Raw genomic sequence first — 16,561 nt, forward strand, 5'->3', positions numbered from 1 at the left:
AAGCCCTCATGAACGAACTCGGCGAGAGGTCCGCCATGGCTCCCCGCATCCTGCTGGCCCGGCACGGGCAGACCGAGTGGTCGCTGTCGGGCAGGCACACCGGCCGAACCGACGTTCCACTGCTGGACACCGGGCGGCGAGCGGCCAAGCTGCTGGGCGAGCGGCTGCACCGGGCGCCGTTCGACGGGCTCGCGGGGGCGGAGGTCCGCACGAGCCCGCTGGTGCGCGCCTCGGAGACCTGTGAGCTGGCCGGGTTCGGGGACCGCGCCGAGCCGTGGGACGTCCTCATGGAGTGGGACTACGGCGCATACGAGGGCCTGACCCAGGATCAGATCCAGGCCGGGCGACCGGGCTGGTTCATCTGGCGTGACGGCGTGCCCGAGGGGGAGACGCTGGACCAGCTCGCCCGCCGGGCGGATGCGGTGGTGGAGTGGGCCCGCTCCGCCGACCGTGACGTGCTGGTCTTCGGACACGGCCACATCCTGCGGGCGCTGGCGGCACGCTGGCTGGGCCACGACGTGTCGTTCGCCGCCCGGCTCAAACTGGACCCGACGTCACTGTCGGTGCTGGGCTGGGCCTATGGGGAGACCGCGATCGAGCGCTGGAACGACGTGGGTCATCTGACCGGACAGCACGCCCAGGTCCGCTGACGGGACACGGGACGGCGGTCCTAGGCCCGGGCGGCGTGGTGCTCCAGGAACGCCTTCACCGGTGCCGAGCGCTCGTACCTGCGGAGGAGGCGGGCCGTCGTGTCGAGCATCCCGCGGATACGGGACGACTGGACCTGGTCGAGCAGGCCGAGCGCCCGACTGCCCGCGTCCGCCGCCTCGTCCGGCGCTCCTGCGCGAACCAGGTTCCCCGCCTGTTCGGCCGTGAAAAGGGCGGTGTTGCGGGCGAAGTGCGGATCCTGGAGCGCCGCTGCCCGGCGTGCGTGCTCCGCTGCGCGCCCCCACTCGCCGAGCGTCGACCGGCACTGCGCCTCCAGCCCTTCCAGTTCGGCCTCGCCGTAGAAGGACATCCACTCCGGGTCGGCGTCGGAAGGGCCGCGGGCGAAGAGGGAGTGGGCGCGCAGAAGCGCTTCTTCACAGTTCCTGCGGTCGCCGAGGCCCGCCCAGCCACCCGCTTCGCGCAGGGCGAGGAGCGAGAGCAGCCGGGGCGAGGAGAGGTGCTTGGCAGCGCGCTGCGCGGCCTGGGCGGCGCGCACGGCCTCCCGCGGCCGCCCGGCGTCGCGGGCGAGGAAGGCGGTGTTGCAGAAGGCGTGCGCCTCGAGCGCGGGATCGCCGGAGACCCGCGCCGTCGCCAGGGCTTCGGCGTAGTGCGAGCGGGCGTCCGCGAAGTGGCCCGAGTCGTGGGCCAACCAGCCGACGGAGATGGCGAGTTCGCCTGCCCCGGCCTGCAGCCGGTCAGCGGTCGACTGACGCCCGGTCCCCTGGTCGAGCAGGGCATAGGCGGTGCGTAGCGGCTGCGCGGCGCGCTGATAGAGGCTGTCGGCGCCGTGCCGGTCGTCGAGCAGGCGGATGCGCCGTACGGCCTCCTCCACAGCCGCTGCCTCGGACTCGCCGGCCCGGTGGTGCGGGCGGGCCGGAGCCAGCCCCAGAGAGGTGGCCGCCAGGGCGGTCGGGCCGCCGGTCATGAATGCGCGGCGCAGCACGTCGCTCTCCTCGGTGGTGTCGACAGGGTGATGCGGTTCGGCGCGGGGCGGGGGCGCGTTGCCCTGGGCGCGTGCTCCTCGTCCGCGTACCGATTCACGGGGTGAGAAACCCATGTCCCCGAGCGAGTGGTCCGGAAACATGTGCCGGAACACCCGTTCGTAGGCGTAGTTGGGGCAGCGGATCTCCCCGGACTCGACGCGCCCGATGTACCGGGCGTCACACGAGACCTGTTCGCCGATGTCGCGCGCCGCTCGGCGTACGGCCGCGGCGAACTCGCCCGGCGACAGCGTGCCGCGCAGCTCCCGGAAGGCCGTGTTCGGCCGAGGCGCGTGGCGGGCGGCGGGAACCCGCGCGGACGACGACGAAGACGCTGACGACGCCATGGCCGAGCCCTCTCCCTGGCGGTGCTGCCGCCCCTGTGCGGCGGCGGAGATCGTGCTGCCGACCCGTGTGCGACGGTGTGTCGGCGATCCAAGACCGTACCGGTTGTGACGGAGTTGATACGCAGTGTTTGGCTACAAACGGGATATCTCACCCGGGATCCGCCATGAACTGCCATCCCTTGGTGGCGTCGTCCTCCGTAGCTGTTGACGCCGCGGGGCGTTGAACACTGCGGAGAAGGAGCGACCCGGCTACTTCGGAGGAGGGGTTTCCCTTGTTGGAGGCCCGCGTGGACATCAGCGCTTCGCAGACGACTGCCCAGCATCTCCCCAGCACGGAGCAGAGCCTGGCGCCGGACACGGACGAGGCCTGCGATCTCGTCACCGTCCCGGCCCGCCAGGGCCTCGAGGCGGTGGACATCCTGCAGCGCGGCATCGGCCCCGGGACCCAGGACGACGGACCAGGAGGCGCCGGAGGAGTAGGACCGGTGCTGCACGACGGGAGTTGCGACACCCTCGGCTTCCTGGTGCCGCCCGGCACAGCCGCCGGCTGGGATCTGCCGGGCAGCGCCTGCACCGGGACGTTCGGGCGCGGGCTGTCCCTCGCCGGAGCCGACGAGCCCTCGGTGGCGGGCACCGGCTGGCTCGTCCCGCCGGACGACGCGGCGGCCGTCACCGACCCCGCCGTGCTCCGCAAGGCGCTGGGCGAGGCCGCCCGCGTGCTGGAGGCCGCGGACCGCTGCCAGTGACCGGCCCCCGCGGATGACCCCCGCGGACACGTCCCAGGGATACTGGGGGCATGGTGAAGGGCAGGCGGCGTGGTGCGCGGACGATCTCCGAGGAGGTCGACGGCGGGGTCGCCGAGCTCGTGCCCGACCGCGACCGCCCGCGCGCCTGGACGCTGTTCCTCGACGGCGCCCCGCAGTCCCATGTGGACCTCGACGACCCGACGTATCTCGACTTCGCCTACCAGCGCCGGCTCGGGCACATCGCCGATCTGGCCGCCCCACCCGGCAGCCCGCTCCAGGCCGTGCATCTGGGCGGCGGCGCCTTCACCCTAGCCCGGTACATCGCGGCGACCCGGCCCCGGTCCGCCCAGCAGATCGTGGAGTCGGACGCCCGGCTCGTCCAGCTGATACGGCGCGAGTTGCCGCTGCCGAGCGGGGTGCGGATACGCGTACGGGGCGGCGACGCCAGGCAAGGGCTCGGCAAGGTGCCCTACGGCTGGGCCGACCTCGTCATCGCGGACGTCTTCAGCGACGCCCGCACGCCCGGTCATCTGACCAGCACCGAGTTCGTGGCGGAGGCACGGCGGGCGCTGCGGGCGGGCGGCTGCTACGCCGTGAACATCGCCGACGGGCCGCCGCTGGCCCACCTGCGCGCGCAGATCGCCACCGTACGAACCGTCTTCCCGCATGCGTGTCTGGTGGCCGAACCCGCGGTGCTGCGCGGCCGACGCTTCGGGAACGCCGTGCTGCTGGCCTCCGACCGCGACCTTCCGGTCGCCGAGCTGACCCGCCGGGCCGCCGGTGATCCGCACCATGGGCGGGTGGAGCACGGCCGTGCGCTGACGGACTTCACCGGCGGTGCGGCACCGGTCAGCGACGCGTGGGCCCGGCCGTCGCCCGCACCGCCCGCCGGAGTGTTCTCCTGACCCCAGACCCGTGGACATGACCTCAGACCCGTCGAAACCCGGCTATTCCTCGACGACTTCCACCGTCGGCGGGTGGCCGTTCCAGGTGCAGAAGACCGACGTCGTGCTGTCGCCCTGGCTGAAGTTGACCCGGATCCACTCCGGTTGCTTCCAGACCTGCATCTGCCACTCCGAGTCGGGCGTCGCTGACACCAGACTCGCGGAGGACTCGCGGAGGTCGAACACCACCCGTCCGCCGCGCACGTTGTAGCTCTTCACATTGCCGGTCCTGGTGGGGGAGGGACTGGCCGGCGTGCTGCTCCGGGGCGGCTTGCCTTCGGGCTCCGCCGTCTCAGGGGGACGCGTCGGCTTGCGCGTCGGCTTCGGAGAGGTCGGCGAGGGCTTGGCGCGCCGCGTGGAGGAGGCTTGCGGTCCCGCTCCGCCGTCCGGGTCGGCGCGGGAGGAGGCGTCGCCCGGTATGGGGAGCGCGCGCGGTGGGTCGTACGCCGTGCCCGCGAGCACTGTGTGAACGCCCCACCACGACAGGGTGACGGCGGCGCCCGTGGCGAGCGACCAGGCTGCGGCGTGAACGATTCCTCGTTGCATGGTGGCTCATACTGCCGTACGTGGCCGATTCCGCGCGATGGTTCTTGGACAGGACGCGGATCACCCACATGGCGTACGGTGCCGCCCATGGCAAGTGTGCTCGTCGTCGAGGACGACCAGTTCGTGCGCTCCGCCCTCATCCGGCATCTGACCGAGGCCTCCCACACCGTGCGGAGCGTCGGCACCGCCCTGGAGGCGTTGCGCGAGGTGGCCCATGTCGGATTCGACGTCGTCATTCTCGATCTGGGCCTCCCGGACCTCGACGGGGCGGAGGCCCTGAAGATGTTGCGCGGCATCACCGACGTCCCGGTGATCGTTGCGACGGCGCGCGACGACGAGGCGGGAATCGTCCGGCTGCTCAACGACGGTGCCGACGACTACCTCGTCAAACCCTTCTCGGTTGAGCACCTTTCCGCCAGAATCGCCGCTGTTCTGCGCCGCTCCCGGGCGGTCGCCGAATCCGAGCAGCCGTCCCGCGTGATCCGGGTCGGTGGGCTGGCGATCGACCCGCTGCGCCGGCAGGCGGAGCTGGACGGCACGCGGCTGGATCTCACGCGGCGCGAGTTCGACCTGCTCGCGTTCCTCGCTGGCCGGCCGGGTGTCGTCGTGGCACGCAAGGAGCTGCTGGCCGAGGTGTGGCAGCAGTCGTACGGCGACGATCAGACCATCGACGTCCACCTCTCCTGGCTGCGCCGCAAGTTGGGCGAGACGGCCGCCCGGCCGCGCTATCTGCACACCCTCAGGGGAGTCGGAGTCAAGCTGGAGCCGCCGTCGTGAGCGGTACACGCGAGGCCGCCGGGCCGCAGGTGCGGGTGACTGCCGCAGCTGCGGGCCGCTCGGGCGGCCCTGACATCAACCCCGGCGTGACGGGGTGAACAAGGGGGAGCAGCCCATGAGATGGGCCCTGGTCAAGGTGAGCCTGGCCGTCACCGCGATGGTCGTGGTGGCGTTCGCCGTGCCGCTCGGGCTCGTGGTCAAGGAGATGGCGCGGGACCGGGCGTTCTCCGACGCCGAACGGCAGGCCGCCACCATCGGCCCGGCCCTCGCCATCACCACCGACGACGCGCAGCTGATGCGCGCGGTGGCCAGCACCACCGCTGGGGCGGACGGCCGGATGGCCGTGTACGTCCCGGGCGCGAACGGCGAGGGCTCGGAGGCCGAAGGCGCGGGCCGAGCCACCGGCACGGGCGGCGACGCCGTGGAGATCGGCAAGCGGCGGGCCACCGACGACGACCTCGCCACGGCCATCCGGCTCGGCCGCGCCTCCATCTCGTCCGTGCCCGGCGGCTTCGCCCTGCTCCAGCCGACCGCCGTCGGATCCGGCAAGGTCGCCGTCGTCGAGGTGTTCGTCTCGGACCGCGACGTCACCAACGGGGTCAACACCGCCTGGGTGGTCCTGGCAGCGGTCGGACTCGGGTTGGTCGTCGGCTCGGTCGCCATCGCCGACCGGCTCGGCACCCGTATGGTTCGCCCCGCCGAGCAGCTGGCCGGGGCGGCGCAGGACCTGGGCGAGGGCAAGCTCGGCACCCGCGTACCGGAGGAGGGGCCCGCCGAACTGCGCGCCGCGGCGGTCGCCTTCAACTCCATGGCCGACCAGGTGGTGCAACTCCTTGCGAACGAACGTGAGCTGGCCGCCGACCTCTCCCACCGGCTGCGCACTCCGCTGACCGTGCTGCGGCTCAACGCGGCCTCGCTGGGCGACGGTCCGGCCGCCGAGCAGACCCGGGCGGCCGTCGCCCAGCTCGAGGGCGAGGTCGACCAGATCATCCGCACCGCGCGCGAGCAGCGCCCGCACACCCAGGGTCCGCTCGGCGCGGGCTCCGGCTGCGACGCGTCCGAGGTCATCCGTGAGCGGATGGCCTTCTGGTCGGCGCTGGCCGAGGACGAGGGCCGCACAGTACGGCTGGCCGGCGTCAGCCGGCCCGTGCGGATCCCGGTCGGGCGGGCCGAACTCGCCGCCGCCCTCGATGCGTTGCTCGGCAATGTCTTCCGCCACACGCCCGAGGGAACCGCCTTCGCGGTGGACGTGCACAACGGGGACGACGCGGTGATCGTGCTCGTCTCGGACGCCGGGCCGGGCATCGCCGACCCGGACGCCGCGCTGCGCCGCGGACACGGCGACGGCGGACCGGGCTCGACCGGGCTCGGCCTGGACATCGTCCGGCGGGTCGCGGAGTCCACGGGCGGGGACGTACGGATCGGGCACTCGGTTCTCGGCGGTACGGAGGTCCGGGTGTGGCTGGCGCTCGGTGGACGGCGGCTGTCCCCGGTACGGCGCGCTGTCCGCCGCAAGCGCGGGAAGGTGGCGGGCCATCAGGCGGCGGGCGGAAGGCTGCCGGGCGGCAACGGGCCAGGCGGCAAGGCGGGAACCCAGGTCGCGGGCGGAAAGGCCGCCGAATAGGCCGCTGCCGCGCGTCCGTCCAGCTCCGTCCCGGCCGACGGTTAATCGCCGCCGATCGCGCCCTTAAGCGAGGCATAAGAAGTTCTGGACCCGCGCCGATGTTGGCATTTGTCCGTTCTCGGCTCGCTAGCGTGCTACTGCATCCACTCCCCCCGTGAGAGCAGAGGCAGGGCGACGCCATGACACGTACGCACCGGCGCAGGAGCAGCCGAATAACCAAGGTGATCGGCACGGTGGTCGCCGCGGCTGCCGTGGGCGGCGGTGTCTTCGCGGTGGCCGGGACGGCGCAGGCCGCCTCGGTCGGCGCGGCGTACAGCACGACGAGCAGCTGGGGCGCGGGCTACACCGGTCAGTACGTCATCACGAACGAGACGGACAAGCCGCTGTCCGGTTGGAAGCTCGAGTTCGACCTGCCCGCCGGGACGAAGATCGGCTCACTGTGGAACGCCCGGCACACCACCGACGGGCAGCACATCACCGTGAAGCCCGCGAGCTGGAGCGGTGACATCGCTCCGGGCAAGTCCGTGACCATCGGGTTCGTCGCCACCTCGGGTGCCACCGCGGGCACGAAGGCGGCCGAGCCGATGGGCTGTCTGATCAACGAGGTGAAGTGCTCGGTCGACGAGGGCCCGGCTCCGAAGCCGAGCGGCCGGCCCACCGCCAAGCCGACGACCGCGCCGAAGCCCACGAAGACGCCGCCCGCCAAGCCGTCGAAGCCCGCCAAGCCCACGCCGTCCAAGCCGACGACGCCCACGCCCTCCCGTCCCGGCTCCCCATCGGGCGCTGGCTTCGCCCCGTACATCGACACCTCCCTCTCGCCCGCCTACGACATGCTGGGCACGTCGAAGAAGACCGGCGTGAAGGAGTTCAACCTCGCCTTCATCACCTCCGGCGGCGGCTGCACTCCCAAGTGGGGCGGAACGGGCGACCTGAACAGCAACCCGGTGGCCGACCAGATCGGTGAACTCCGCAAGGCCGGCGGCGATGTCCGGGTGTCCTTCGGCGGCGCTGCGGGCTCCGAGCTGGGCGTCGCGTGCGACTCGGCATCCGAGCTCGCGGCCGCCTACGAGAAGGTGGTCGACACCTTCAAGCTGACCAAGGCCGACTTCGACATCGAGGGCGCCGCGCTGCCGGACAAGGCCGCCAACACCCGCCGTGCGCAGGCCATCGCCACGCTGCAGAAGAAGCACCCCAAGCTGGATGTGTCCTTCACGCTGCCGGTGATGCCCTCCGGGCTGACCCAGGACGGAGTCGGTCTGCTCGCCGACGCCAAGAAGAACGGTGTGAAGATCTCGGCCGTGAACATCATGGCCATGGACTACGGACCGGCGTTCAGCGACGACATGGGCCAGTACGCGATCGAGGCGGCCACCGCCACGCAGGGCCAGATCAAGAGCGTCCTCGGGCTGTCGGACCGGGCCGCCTGGAAGGCCGTCGCGGTCACCCCGATGATCGGCGTCAATGACGTGGTCACCGAGATCTTCAAGGTCGATGACGCCACACAGCTGGTGAAGTTCGCCGAGTCCAAGGGGCTGGGCTGGCTGTCGATGTGGTCCTCGACCCGCGACAAGCAGTGCCCGGGCGGTAAGCAGGACTCCGCGCAGGCGACCTGCAGCTCGATCCTTCAGGACGAGCTGGCCTTCACCAAGGCCTTCAGTGCCTACCGCGGCTGAACCTCCCGGCATCTGACGCACTCTTCATAGCTGCCACCCCCCAACGCGCGCCCCGGCCGGTGCTTCCCCCCCACCCCCCGGCCGGGGCGCGCCCCATTCCCGCCGCGCGGTTCGGGGCTTGTTCAGCTTGTCGCTATGCGGAGGTGGGCAGTTCGCCCGTACGGGCCACCTCGGCGTACCAGCGGGCGCTGGACTTGGGGGTACGGGTCTGGGTCGGGTAGTCGACGTGGACGGCGCCGAACCGCTTGGCGTAGCCGTAGGACCACTCGAAGTTGTCCATCAGGGACCAGAGGAAGTAGCCGCGGACATCGGCACCGTCGGCGATCGCGCGCCGGACGGTGGCCAGATGGGCATGGAGGTACGCGATCCGCTCGGGGTCGTGGACCACGCCCTCGGCATCCGGCTTGTCCTCGTACGCCGCACCGTTCTCGGTGATCAGGAGGGGGAGGTCGGGAACCTCGCGGCTGAACCGCATCAGCAGGTCGTAGAGGCCGGTGGGATCCACCGACCAGTCCATCGCGGTGACGTCGCCGGGCGGCTGGTGGAAGGCGACCCGCTCGGCGCCCGGCCAGGGGGAGTGCTCGCTGGCGCCGTGGCCGTCCTTCCGCGGAGGCCGGTTGTCAGTGGCTGCTGATACCACGGTAGGGGTGTAGTAGTTGATGCCCAGCGCGTCCAGGGGGTGCTTGATGGCGGCCAGGTCGGAGTCGTGGACGTATGACCAGTCGGTCAGCCGCGCGGTGTCCGCGAGCAGGTCGGTGGGGTACCGGCCGTGGAGCATGGGGTCGCTGAAGATACGGGTCGCGAGGGCGTCGATGCGCCGCTGAGCGTCCAGATCCCCGGGCGACTGCGTACGGGCCCGTATGGCGCCGGGGTTGAGGCAGACCGCGATCCGGGCGCGGGCGGGCAGGGCGGAGCGCAGCGCTTGGGCGCCGAGGCCGTGGGCGAGGTTGAGGTGGTGCGCGGCTCGCAAGGCCGCGACCGGGTCGGTGCGGCCCGGGGCGTGCACTCCCGAGCCGTAGCCGAGAAAGGCACTGCACCAGGGCTCGTTGAGGGTGGTCCACAGCTCGACGCGGTCGCCGAGGGCGTCGGCGACGAGTCCGGCGTACTCGGCGAAGTGGTACGCGGTGTCGCGCTCCGGCCAGCCGCCCGCCGACTCCAGCTCCTGGGGCAGATCCCAGTGGTAGAGGGTCACGACGGGCTGGATGCCATGGGCGTGGAGCTCGTCGACCAGGGCGCGGTAGAAGTCGAGGCCGCGCTGTACAGCGGGTCCCCGGCCGGTGGGCTGCACGCGCGACCAGGAGACGGAGAAGCGGTAGGCGCCGATGCCCAGGTCCGCCATGAGGCGGACGTCGTCCCGGAAGCGGTGGTAGTGGTCGGCGGCCACGTCACCGGTGTCGCCCCCGGCGACCTTCCCCGGGGTGTGGCTGAAGGTGTCCCAGATAGACGGGGTGCGGCCGTCCTCCCGCGCCGCGCCCTCGATCTGGTACGCGGCGGTGGCGGCGCCCCACAGGAAGCCGGGCGGAAAGCGATGCGTCATGAAAGCGCTCCCATGGAGTGTCGGGACCGAAAGTCACGGTGGGGGACGGGGGACGAGACGGGAGAAGGGGATGGAATGGAGACGGGACAGGCGAGTTCAGCCCTTGATCGCGCCCTGCATGATGCCGCCGACGATCTGCTTGCCGAAGAGGGTGAAGGCGAGCAGCAGCGGCAGAGTGCCGAGCAGCGCGCCGGCCATGATGACCGACTGGTCGGGGATATAGCCGCGGCCGAGACCGGTCAGCGCGACCTGCACGGTCGGGTTGTCCTGGGTCAGCGCGATGATCGGCCAGAAGAAGTCGTTCCAGGCCTGGACGAAGGTGAGCATGGCGAGGACGGCCATCGCGGGGCGTGCGGCGGGGAAGACCACGTGCCACACGACCCGCAGACTGCTCGCACCGTCCACCCGCGCCGCCTCGATCAGCTCGGTGGGCAGCGCCTCGATGAGGTACTGCCGCATGAAGAAGACTCCGAAGGCGCTGACCAGTGTCGGGAGGATCACCGCCTGGAGCTGGTTGGTCCACTCCAGCTCGGCGACGGTCATGAACAGCGGCACCACGCTGAGTTGGGGCGGCACCATCATCGTGGCGATCGTCAGCATGAGCAGGACGTTCTTGAGCCGGAAGCGCAGCTTGGCGAAGGCGAATCCGGCGATCGTCGAGAACAGCACGGTGCCGATCGTGATCGTCCCGGCCACCACGGTGGTATTGAGCAGCGCCAGGCCCATGTTGGCGTCGGTCCACGCGGTCCGCAGATTGCCGAAGAGGTTGCTGCCGAACCAGAAGGGCGGAGGCGTCTGGGCGAGCCGGGAGTTGGTGCGGGAGGCGGCGATCGCCGTCCACACCAGAGGGAAGAGCGATCCCGCGGTGAAGACGATCAGCACGGCATGGGTCAGCCGGCCGCCGTGCAGCTGCCGTCCGGCGCCTCCGGCCCGTCCGGGCTTCCGGGTTCTGCCGTACCAGCCGTCGCTGCCGGCCTTTCGATCCCCGCCGTCTCTGCTGTTTCTGCCTCTGCTGTCACGGTCGGCCTCGGCGGCGATGTTCGCGGCGGTCATGGCCCCCCTCACTGGCTCTTCCGCAGCCGGCGCGCCACAGCGGCGTTGACCGCGGCGATCAGCAGCAGGATCAGGAACATGGTCCAGGCGATGGCGGAAGCCCGGCCGAGATGGAAGTTGAACCAGCCCTGCTCGTACATATAGAGGCCGAGGGTCTGGAACTGGTGTGAGGCGCCACCCTTCTCGCCCCCCGCCCCGCCGAAGAGCAGCGGTTCGCCGAAGAGCTGGGTGGCCCCGATCGTCGAGACCACCACGGTGAAGAGGATGGTCGGCCGCAGCGACGGGATCGTCACGTAGATGAACTGCTGCCAGCGCGACGCCCCGTCCAGGGCCGCCGACTCGTAGAGGTCGCGCGGCACGGCCTGCATCGCCGCCAGATAGATCAGCGCGTTGTAGCCCGTCCACCGCCAGATCACGATGGTCGACACAGCGATCTGTGAACTCCAGGTGCCGTTCTGCCAGTCGACGGCGTCGAACCCCACCAGGCCCAGTGCCCAGTTGATCATCCCGTAGTCGCGCCCGAAGAGCAGGACGAAGACGAGCGTCGCCGCCGCCACCGAGGTGGCGTACGGCGTCAGCATCGCGACCCGGAAGAAGGTGGAGCCGCGCAACCGGTAGCCCAGCAGGTGAGCGATCCCGAGCGCCACCAGCAGCTGGGGGACGGTGGAGATCACCCCGATGGTGAAGGTGTTGCGCAGGGCGTTCCAGAAGAACTCGTCCTCCAGGAGCCGGGTGTAGTTGTGCAGCCCCGCCCACTCCATGGTCGTGGGGTCGTGCAGCGAGACCCGGTGCAGCGACGACCAGCCCGTGTACAGCAGGGGGAACAGCCCGAAGGCGGTGAAGAAGAGGAAGAAGGGCGCGACGAAGGCGTACGGGCTCCAGCGCACATCACGGCGGTAGCGACGACTGCGCCGCTCTTCGCTGCTCCACCGGCTCCTTCGGCCGGCTGCACCCCCAGCTGTGGCGGGGGGTGCAGCCACCGCTGGGGGCACCCCCTGGACGCGGCGGGCCGCGTCCCCCTCACCTGCAGGGGACGCGACCGCCTTCCCGGATCCGACAGCCATCCGGGTCACTGATCCAGGGCGTTGTCGATGTTCTTCACCGCCGCCGCCCAGCCCTGGTCGGGTGTCCTGCCCTGCTGCTCGACCTGCAGGATGCCCACGTCGGTGATGGCCGTCTGGATGGCCTGGTCCTTCTCACCGACCACCAAGGTCGGAATGCCCTTGGCCGCGTCGGCGAAGATCTTGCCGATGGGGGCGTTGTCAAAGTACTCGTGCCGGGCGTCGGCGACCTGGGGAAGGCGGTACGCCGCCTGGGAGCTGGGGAAGCTGGCCTGTTTCTCGAAGAGCTTGGCCTGCTGCTCCGGGGCGGTCAGCCAGGCGGCCAGCTTGATCGCCTCGGCCTTGTTCTTCGCCGCCTCCGGCACGGTTAGGAAGGAGCCGCCCCAGTTGGCCGGCTTGGGCGCCGGAGCGACGTCCCACTGGTTCTTCGCCTTGTCCCCGGCCTTCTCCTTGATATAGCCGAGCATCCAGGGCGGGCAGGAGACCGTGGCGAAGCGGCCGTTGGCGTACGCCTGGTCCCAGGTCTTGTCGAACTGCTTGAGCTTGGCGGTCATCTTTCCGTCGATGACGTCCATCGCGAGGCCCCAGGCCTCCTTGACGGCCGGACTGTCCTGGTAGATGAGCTTGCCGCTCTTGCCGTAGTAGCGCTCGGCATTGCCCGAGACCACCGCGTTGTAGACCCCACCCGCGGCGTCGACGAACACCGTGCCCCGGGGCGCCTTGGACATGTACTTCTCGCCGGTGTCGACGTACTTCCGCCAGTCGCCGGCCCAGAGCTTTCCGACCTCCTCGCGGTCGGTCGGCAGCCCGGCCTTCCGGAACAGATCCTTGCGGTAGCAGATGGCCATCGGGCCGATGTCGGTCCCGAGGCCGACCGTCTTCCCGTCCTTCGCCGTGGCCTGAGCCCACTTCCAGGGCACGAAGGTGCTCTTGTCGACGCCGTCCGCCGTGCCCAGGTCGGCGAACTTGTCCGCGTGTTTGGCGGCGACCTCGGCGATGTTGCCGACCTCTACGGCCTGGATGTCCTGGAGCCCGCTGCCCGTTCCGAGGTGGGTCAGCAGCTGCGGGTAGTACTGGTCCACCCGCTCGATGGACGTCTCCTTGATCGTGAGGCCCGGGTTGAGTTTCTCGTACGCGTCATACAGCCCGGCCTGCTTGTAACCGAAGACGCCGAAGACCCCGACCGTGACCACGGTCCTGCCCTTGCCGTCCTTGCCGCCCTGACCGGCGGCACCCGGTGCGTTGCTGTCCTCGGCGCAGCCTGCGAGCAGCCCGCCGCCCAGCGCGGCGATGGCCATCAGGGCCACCGCTCTGCGGACCCCACAGAACTTTCGGCGCATTGCGTCCTCCTAGCGCACTGACGTACCGCTCCCGGCCAAGAGGAATCGTCTGACGAAGGTGCGGTGTCGGTGTCGCGGCTCGGGCAGGGAACGTACAGGTGATGTCTGGCTCGTACAGGATGTGAACGTCAGCAGTTGATTGGGAGCGCTCCCAGACGTGATGTGTTGAAGGGTTGCCGCTCCCCGGGTGAGGTGTCAAGGCTGCGGACGAGCGCAACTTGTCGGGCTGCATCTGATGTTGAATGGTGCATCCGCGCCCGATGTATCGCTTATGGCTGGAGGGGACATGGCGGCGAAGAGGCGAGGCGGCAGACCCACCCTGGAGGAGGTCGCCGCCCGGGCAGGCGTCGGCCGCGGCACCGTCTCACGGGTGATCAACGGCTCGCCGCGGGTCAGCGACCAGACCCGGGCCGCCGTTGAACGAGCCGTCACCGAGCTGGGATACGTACCGAACCGGGCCGCCCGCGCACTCGCGGGCAATCGTGCCGACGCCGTTGCCCTCGTCATACCCGAGCCGGAGACCAGACTCTTCGCCGAGCCGTACTTCTCCGACATCATCCGCGGTGTCGGCAGCGAACTCGCCGATACCGACCTCCAGTTGCTGCTCACCCTCATCCGCACCCCCAAGGAGCGCCGCCGCCTCGCCAACTATCTGGGCGCGCACCGGGTCGACGGCGTGCTCCTGCTCTCCGTACACACCGACGACCCACTGCCCGACCTGCTCGAACAGCTCGACATGCCGGCGGTGCTGAGCGGTCGGCGCTCCGCGCGCGAGTCCGTGTCGTACGTCGACTCCGACAATGTCGGCGGCGCCCGCGCGGCCGTGGAGCACCTGCTCGCCCGCGACCGCCGCCGGATCGCGACGATCACCGGCCCACTCGACATGTACGTGGCGCAGTGCCGGCTCGACGGCTACCGCCAGGCACACGGCGACGCCGGCATCCCCGTCGACGAGGCGCTGGTCGCGGTCGCGGACTTCACCGAGGACGGCGGATGCCGGGCGATGCGCCGGCTGCTGGATCGCGGCGCCGCCCCCGACGCGGTGTTCGCCGCCTCCGACGTGATGGCCGCGGGCGCTCGCCGGGTGCTCCGGGAGGCGGGGCTCCGAGTCCCCGACGACGTCGCCCTCGTCGGCTTCGACGACTCGCCCGTCGCCCGCCACATGGACCCGCCGCTGACCAGCGTCCGGCAGCCGATCGAGGAGATGGGACGGGTGATGGCCCGGGTGCTGCTCGAGGAGATCGCGGAGCGCACCCGCGAGCGCCCGCAGCTGGTCCTGCCCACGGAGCTGATCGTCCGCGCCTCCTCCTGAGGCCAGAGCCTCATCGGCAGCGCCACGGCCCGAGTGCATGTCAGATGTCGGCGGTGGCGAGGAACTGGGTGGCGGCGAGTTCGGCGTAGAGCGGGTCGGTGACAAGGAGTTCGTGGTGGGTGCCCATGGCGCGTACCCGACCGGTGTCCATGACGACGATGCGGTCGGCCATGGTGACCGTGGACAGCCGGTGGGCGACCACGAGGACGGTGGTGGTGCGTGCCACGTCGGCGACGGTGTCGCGCAGCGCGGCTTCGTTGACGGCGTCCAGCTGGCTGGTGGCTTCGTCGAGCAGCAGCAGGCGGGGACGGCGCAGCAGGGCGCGGGCGATGGCGACGCGCTGGCGCTCACCGCCCGAGAGTCTGGTGCCGCGGTGGCCGACGAGGGTGTCCTGGCCCTGCGGCAGCCGGGCGACCAGGCCGTCGAGGCGGGTGGTCTTCAGCACGCGGAGCAGGTCGGTGTCGTCGGCGTCCGGGTTGCCGAGCAGCAGGTTATCGCGCAGGCTGCCGGAGAGGACGGGGGCGTCTTGTTCGACGTAGCCGATGGCGGACCGTAGTTGGGGTATGTCCCACTGCGCGAGGTCGCGGCCGTCGAGCACGATCCGGCCGTCCGCGGGATCGTAGAACCGCTCGATGAGGGAGAAGACCGTGGTCTTGCCCGCGCCCGACGGTCCGACGAATGCCGTCATACCGCGCGGCGGCACGGTGAAGGTCACCCCGTGGTGGACATACGGCAGGTCGTCGGCGTACCGGAAGCGCACGTTCTCGAAGGCCAGCGCGGCGGGTTCGGCACCGGGCACGGGCAACGGCGCTGGTTCGGCCGGCGGTTCCGCGGGCAGCCGCTGCGCCTCCTGGATGCGGGCGAGCGCAGCCGCGCCGGTCTGGTACTGGGTGACGGCGCCGACGACCTGCTGGATCGGCGACATCAGGTAGAAGACGTAGAGCAGGAAGGCCACCAGCGTGCCGACGTCGATGGCACCGGTCGCGACGCGGGCGCCACCCACGGCGAGCACGGTGATGAACGCGATCTGCATCGACAGACCGGCCGTATTCCCGGCCAGGGCCGACCACTTGGCCGCCCGCACACTCTGTCGCCAGGACTCTTCGGCCGCGGCGTGCACGACGTGCTCCTCGCGGTGCTCGGCCCCGGACGCCCTGACGGTACGCAGCGCACCCAGGATTCGCTCCAGGGAAGCCCCCATCGCGCCGACCGCGTCCTGCGCCTGCCGGCTAGCCCGGTTGATCCTGGGCACGATCACACCGATCACCGTGCCCGCACCCAGGATCACGCCCAGGGTGACGGCCAGCAGCATCGGTTCCACCAGGGCCATCATCACCAGCGTCGCGATGAGCGTCAGCCCTCCGGTGCCGAGGCCGACCAGGGAGTCCGTTGTGACCTCGCGCAGCAGCGTGGTATCGGAGGTGATCCGGGCCATGAGATCGCCGGGTTCACTGCGGTCGACAGCGGCGATGCGCAGCCGCAGCAGATGCGACGACAGGGTGCGACGCGCGCCGAGTACGACCGACTCCGCGGTGCGCCGCAGGACGTACGAACCCAGGGCACCTATCGCGGCATTGGCGACGACCAGCGCCGACATGGTCAGCAGCGCGCCGGTTATGGCCCGGTCGTGGGACAGGTCGTCGATGAGGGCCCGGGCCACCAGCGGCAGAGCGAGCCCGGTGGCCCCGGTGACCAGCGCCAGCACCGCCCCGGCCAGCAGGGCCCAGCAATGCGGCCGTGCATAACCGAGCAGCAGCCGCCACGCGGGCGAGGTGGGTGACGCCGACGTCTGGGATTCGGGAACGATGCTCACAGCGCTCCTTGGAGTGGTCGGAATGCGGGCCTGGGACTGGACACCACCGCGGTGATCCCCACGGCACGCCCCTGAAGCCTCATGGACCACGATCTTGTCT

General features: G+C 70.9%; 14 protein-coding genes. 7 read left to right on the forward strand and 7 right to left on the reverse strand.

Annotated elements, in window-relative coordinates; genetic code table 11:
- Positions 1 to 35: 35 nt before the first annotated feature.
- Complete coding sequence (locus ACTWQI_RS27385) at positions 36 to 650, forward strand: histidine phosphatase family protein (protein WP_443274470.1); 615 nt, start codon at positions 36 to 38, stop codon at positions 648 to 650.
- A gap of 20 nt (positions 651 to 670) precedes the next feature.
- Here the strand turns inward: ACTWQI_RS27385 and ACTWQI_RS27390 are convergent, their stop codons facing one another.
- Positions 671 to 2,035 (reverse strand): tetratricopeptide repeat protein, encoded by a 1,365-nt coding sequence (locus tag ACTWQI_RS27390; RefSeq protein WP_443274436.1) that lies wholly within the window; start codon positions 2,033 to 2,035, stop codon positions 671 to 673.
- 287 nt (positions 2,036 to 2,322) lie between these two features.
- Between ACTWQI_RS27390 and ACTWQI_RS27395 the strand changes: the two genes are divergently transcribed.
- Positions 2,323 to 2,781, forward strand: coding sequence for a hypothetical protein (locus tag ACTWQI_RS27395; RefSeq protein ID WP_443274437.1), 459 nt, complete (start codon positions 2,323 to 2,325; stop codon positions 2,779 to 2,781).
- Between the two features lie 50 nt (positions 2,782 to 2,831).
- Positions 2,832 to 3,686, forward strand: a complete 855-nt coding sequence (locus tag ACTWQI_RS27400) for a spermidine synthase (protein ID WP_443274438.1) — start codon at positions 2,832 to 2,834, stop codon at positions 3,684 to 3,686.
- Positions 3,687 to 3,728: 42 nt separating this feature from the next.
- On the opposite strand, the gene ACTWQI_RS27405 is transcribed toward ACTWQI_RS27400, so the two are convergent.
- A complete protein-coding gene (locus ACTWQI_RS27405) occupies positions 3,729 to 4,271 on the reverse strand; it encodes a hypothetical protein (protein ID WP_443274439.1) in 543 nt (180 codons plus the stop codon).
- Positions 4,272 to 4,358: 87 nt separating this feature from the next.
- Between ACTWQI_RS27405 and ACTWQI_RS27410 the strand changes: the two genes are divergently transcribed.
- From ACTWQI_RS27410 to ACTWQI_RS27420, 3 genes are all read left to right on the forward strand, one after another.
- Entirely contained in the window at positions 4,359 to 5,048 is a 690-nt protein-coding gene (locus tag ACTWQI_RS27410; RefSeq protein WP_443274440.1) for a response regulator transcription factor, read from the forward strand.
- A 115-nt stretch (positions 5,049 to 5,163) separates the two neighbouring features.
- The gene (locus ACTWQI_RS27415) at positions 5,164 to 6,672 is read left to right on the forward strand and encodes a sensor histidine kinase (RefSeq protein ID WP_443274441.1); all 1,509 of its coding nucleotides are present in this window, start codon (positions 5,164 to 5,166) and stop codon (positions 6,670 to 6,672) included.
- 179 nt (positions 6,673 to 6,851) lie between these two features.
- Positions 6,852 to 8,345, forward strand: a complete 1,494-nt coding sequence (locus ACTWQI_RS27420) for a glycoside hydrolase family 18 protein (RefSeq protein ID WP_443274442.1) — start codon at positions 6,852 to 6,854, stop codon at positions 8,343 to 8,345.
- 133 nt (positions 8,346 to 8,478) lie between these two features.
- Here the strand turns inward: ACTWQI_RS27420 and ACTWQI_RS27425 are convergent, their stop codons facing one another.
- The 4 genes from ACTWQI_RS27425 to ACTWQI_RS27440 all read right to left on the reverse strand — a co-directional run bounded on the left by ACTWQI_RS27425 (position 8,479) and on the right by ACTWQI_RS27440 (position 13,336).
- On the reverse strand, positions 8,479 to 9,882 hold the full coding sequence (locus tag ACTWQI_RS27425) for a GH1 family beta-glucosidase (RefSeq protein WP_443274443.1): 1,404 nt from the start codon (positions 9,880 to 9,882) through the stop codon (positions 8,479 to 8,481).
- 96 nt (positions 9,883 to 9,978) lie between these two features.
- Entirely contained in the window at positions 9,979 to 10,935 is a 957-nt protein-coding gene (locus tag ACTWQI_RS27430) for a carbohydrate ABC transporter permease (RefSeq protein ID WP_443274444.1), read from the reverse strand.
- A gap of 8 nt (positions 10,936 to 10,943) precedes the next feature.
- Positions 10,944 to 11,999, reverse strand: coding sequence for a carbohydrate ABC transporter permease (locus ACTWQI_RS27435; RefSeq protein ID WP_443274445.1), 1,056 nt, complete (start codon positions 11,997 to 11,999; stop codon positions 10,944 to 10,946).
- 5 nt (positions 12,000 to 12,004) lie between these two features.
- The gene (locus tag ACTWQI_RS27440) at positions 12,005 to 13,336 is read right to left on the reverse strand and encodes an ABC transporter substrate-binding protein (protein ID WP_443274446.1); all 1,332 of its coding nucleotides are present in this window, start codon (positions 13,334 to 13,336) and stop codon (positions 12,005 to 12,007) included.
- Positions 13,337 to 13,622: 286 nt separating this feature from the next.
- Here ACTWQI_RS27440 and ACTWQI_RS27445 point away from each other — a divergent pair, with 286 nt between their 5' ends.
- On the forward strand, positions 13,623 to 14,648 hold the full coding sequence (locus tag ACTWQI_RS27445; RefSeq protein ID WP_443274447.1) for a LacI family DNA-binding transcriptional regulator: 1,026 nt from the start codon (positions 13,623 to 13,625) through the stop codon (positions 14,646 to 14,648).
- A 40-nt stretch (positions 14,649 to 14,688) separates the two neighbouring features.
- Here the strand turns inward: ACTWQI_RS27445 and ACTWQI_RS27450 are convergent, their stop codons facing one another.
- The gene (locus tag ACTWQI_RS27450) at positions 14,689 to 16,461 is read right to left on the reverse strand and encodes an ABC transporter ATP-binding protein (RefSeq protein ID WP_443274448.1); all 1,773 of its coding nucleotides are present in this window, start codon (positions 16,459 to 16,461) and stop codon (positions 14,689 to 14,691) included.
- Positions 16,462 to 16,561: the final 100 nt, after the last annotated feature.

The organism is Streptomyces sp. KR80, assembly GCF_052245555.1.
Lineage (GTDB): Bacteria > Actinomycetota > Actinomycetes > Streptomycetales > Streptomycetaceae > Streptomyces.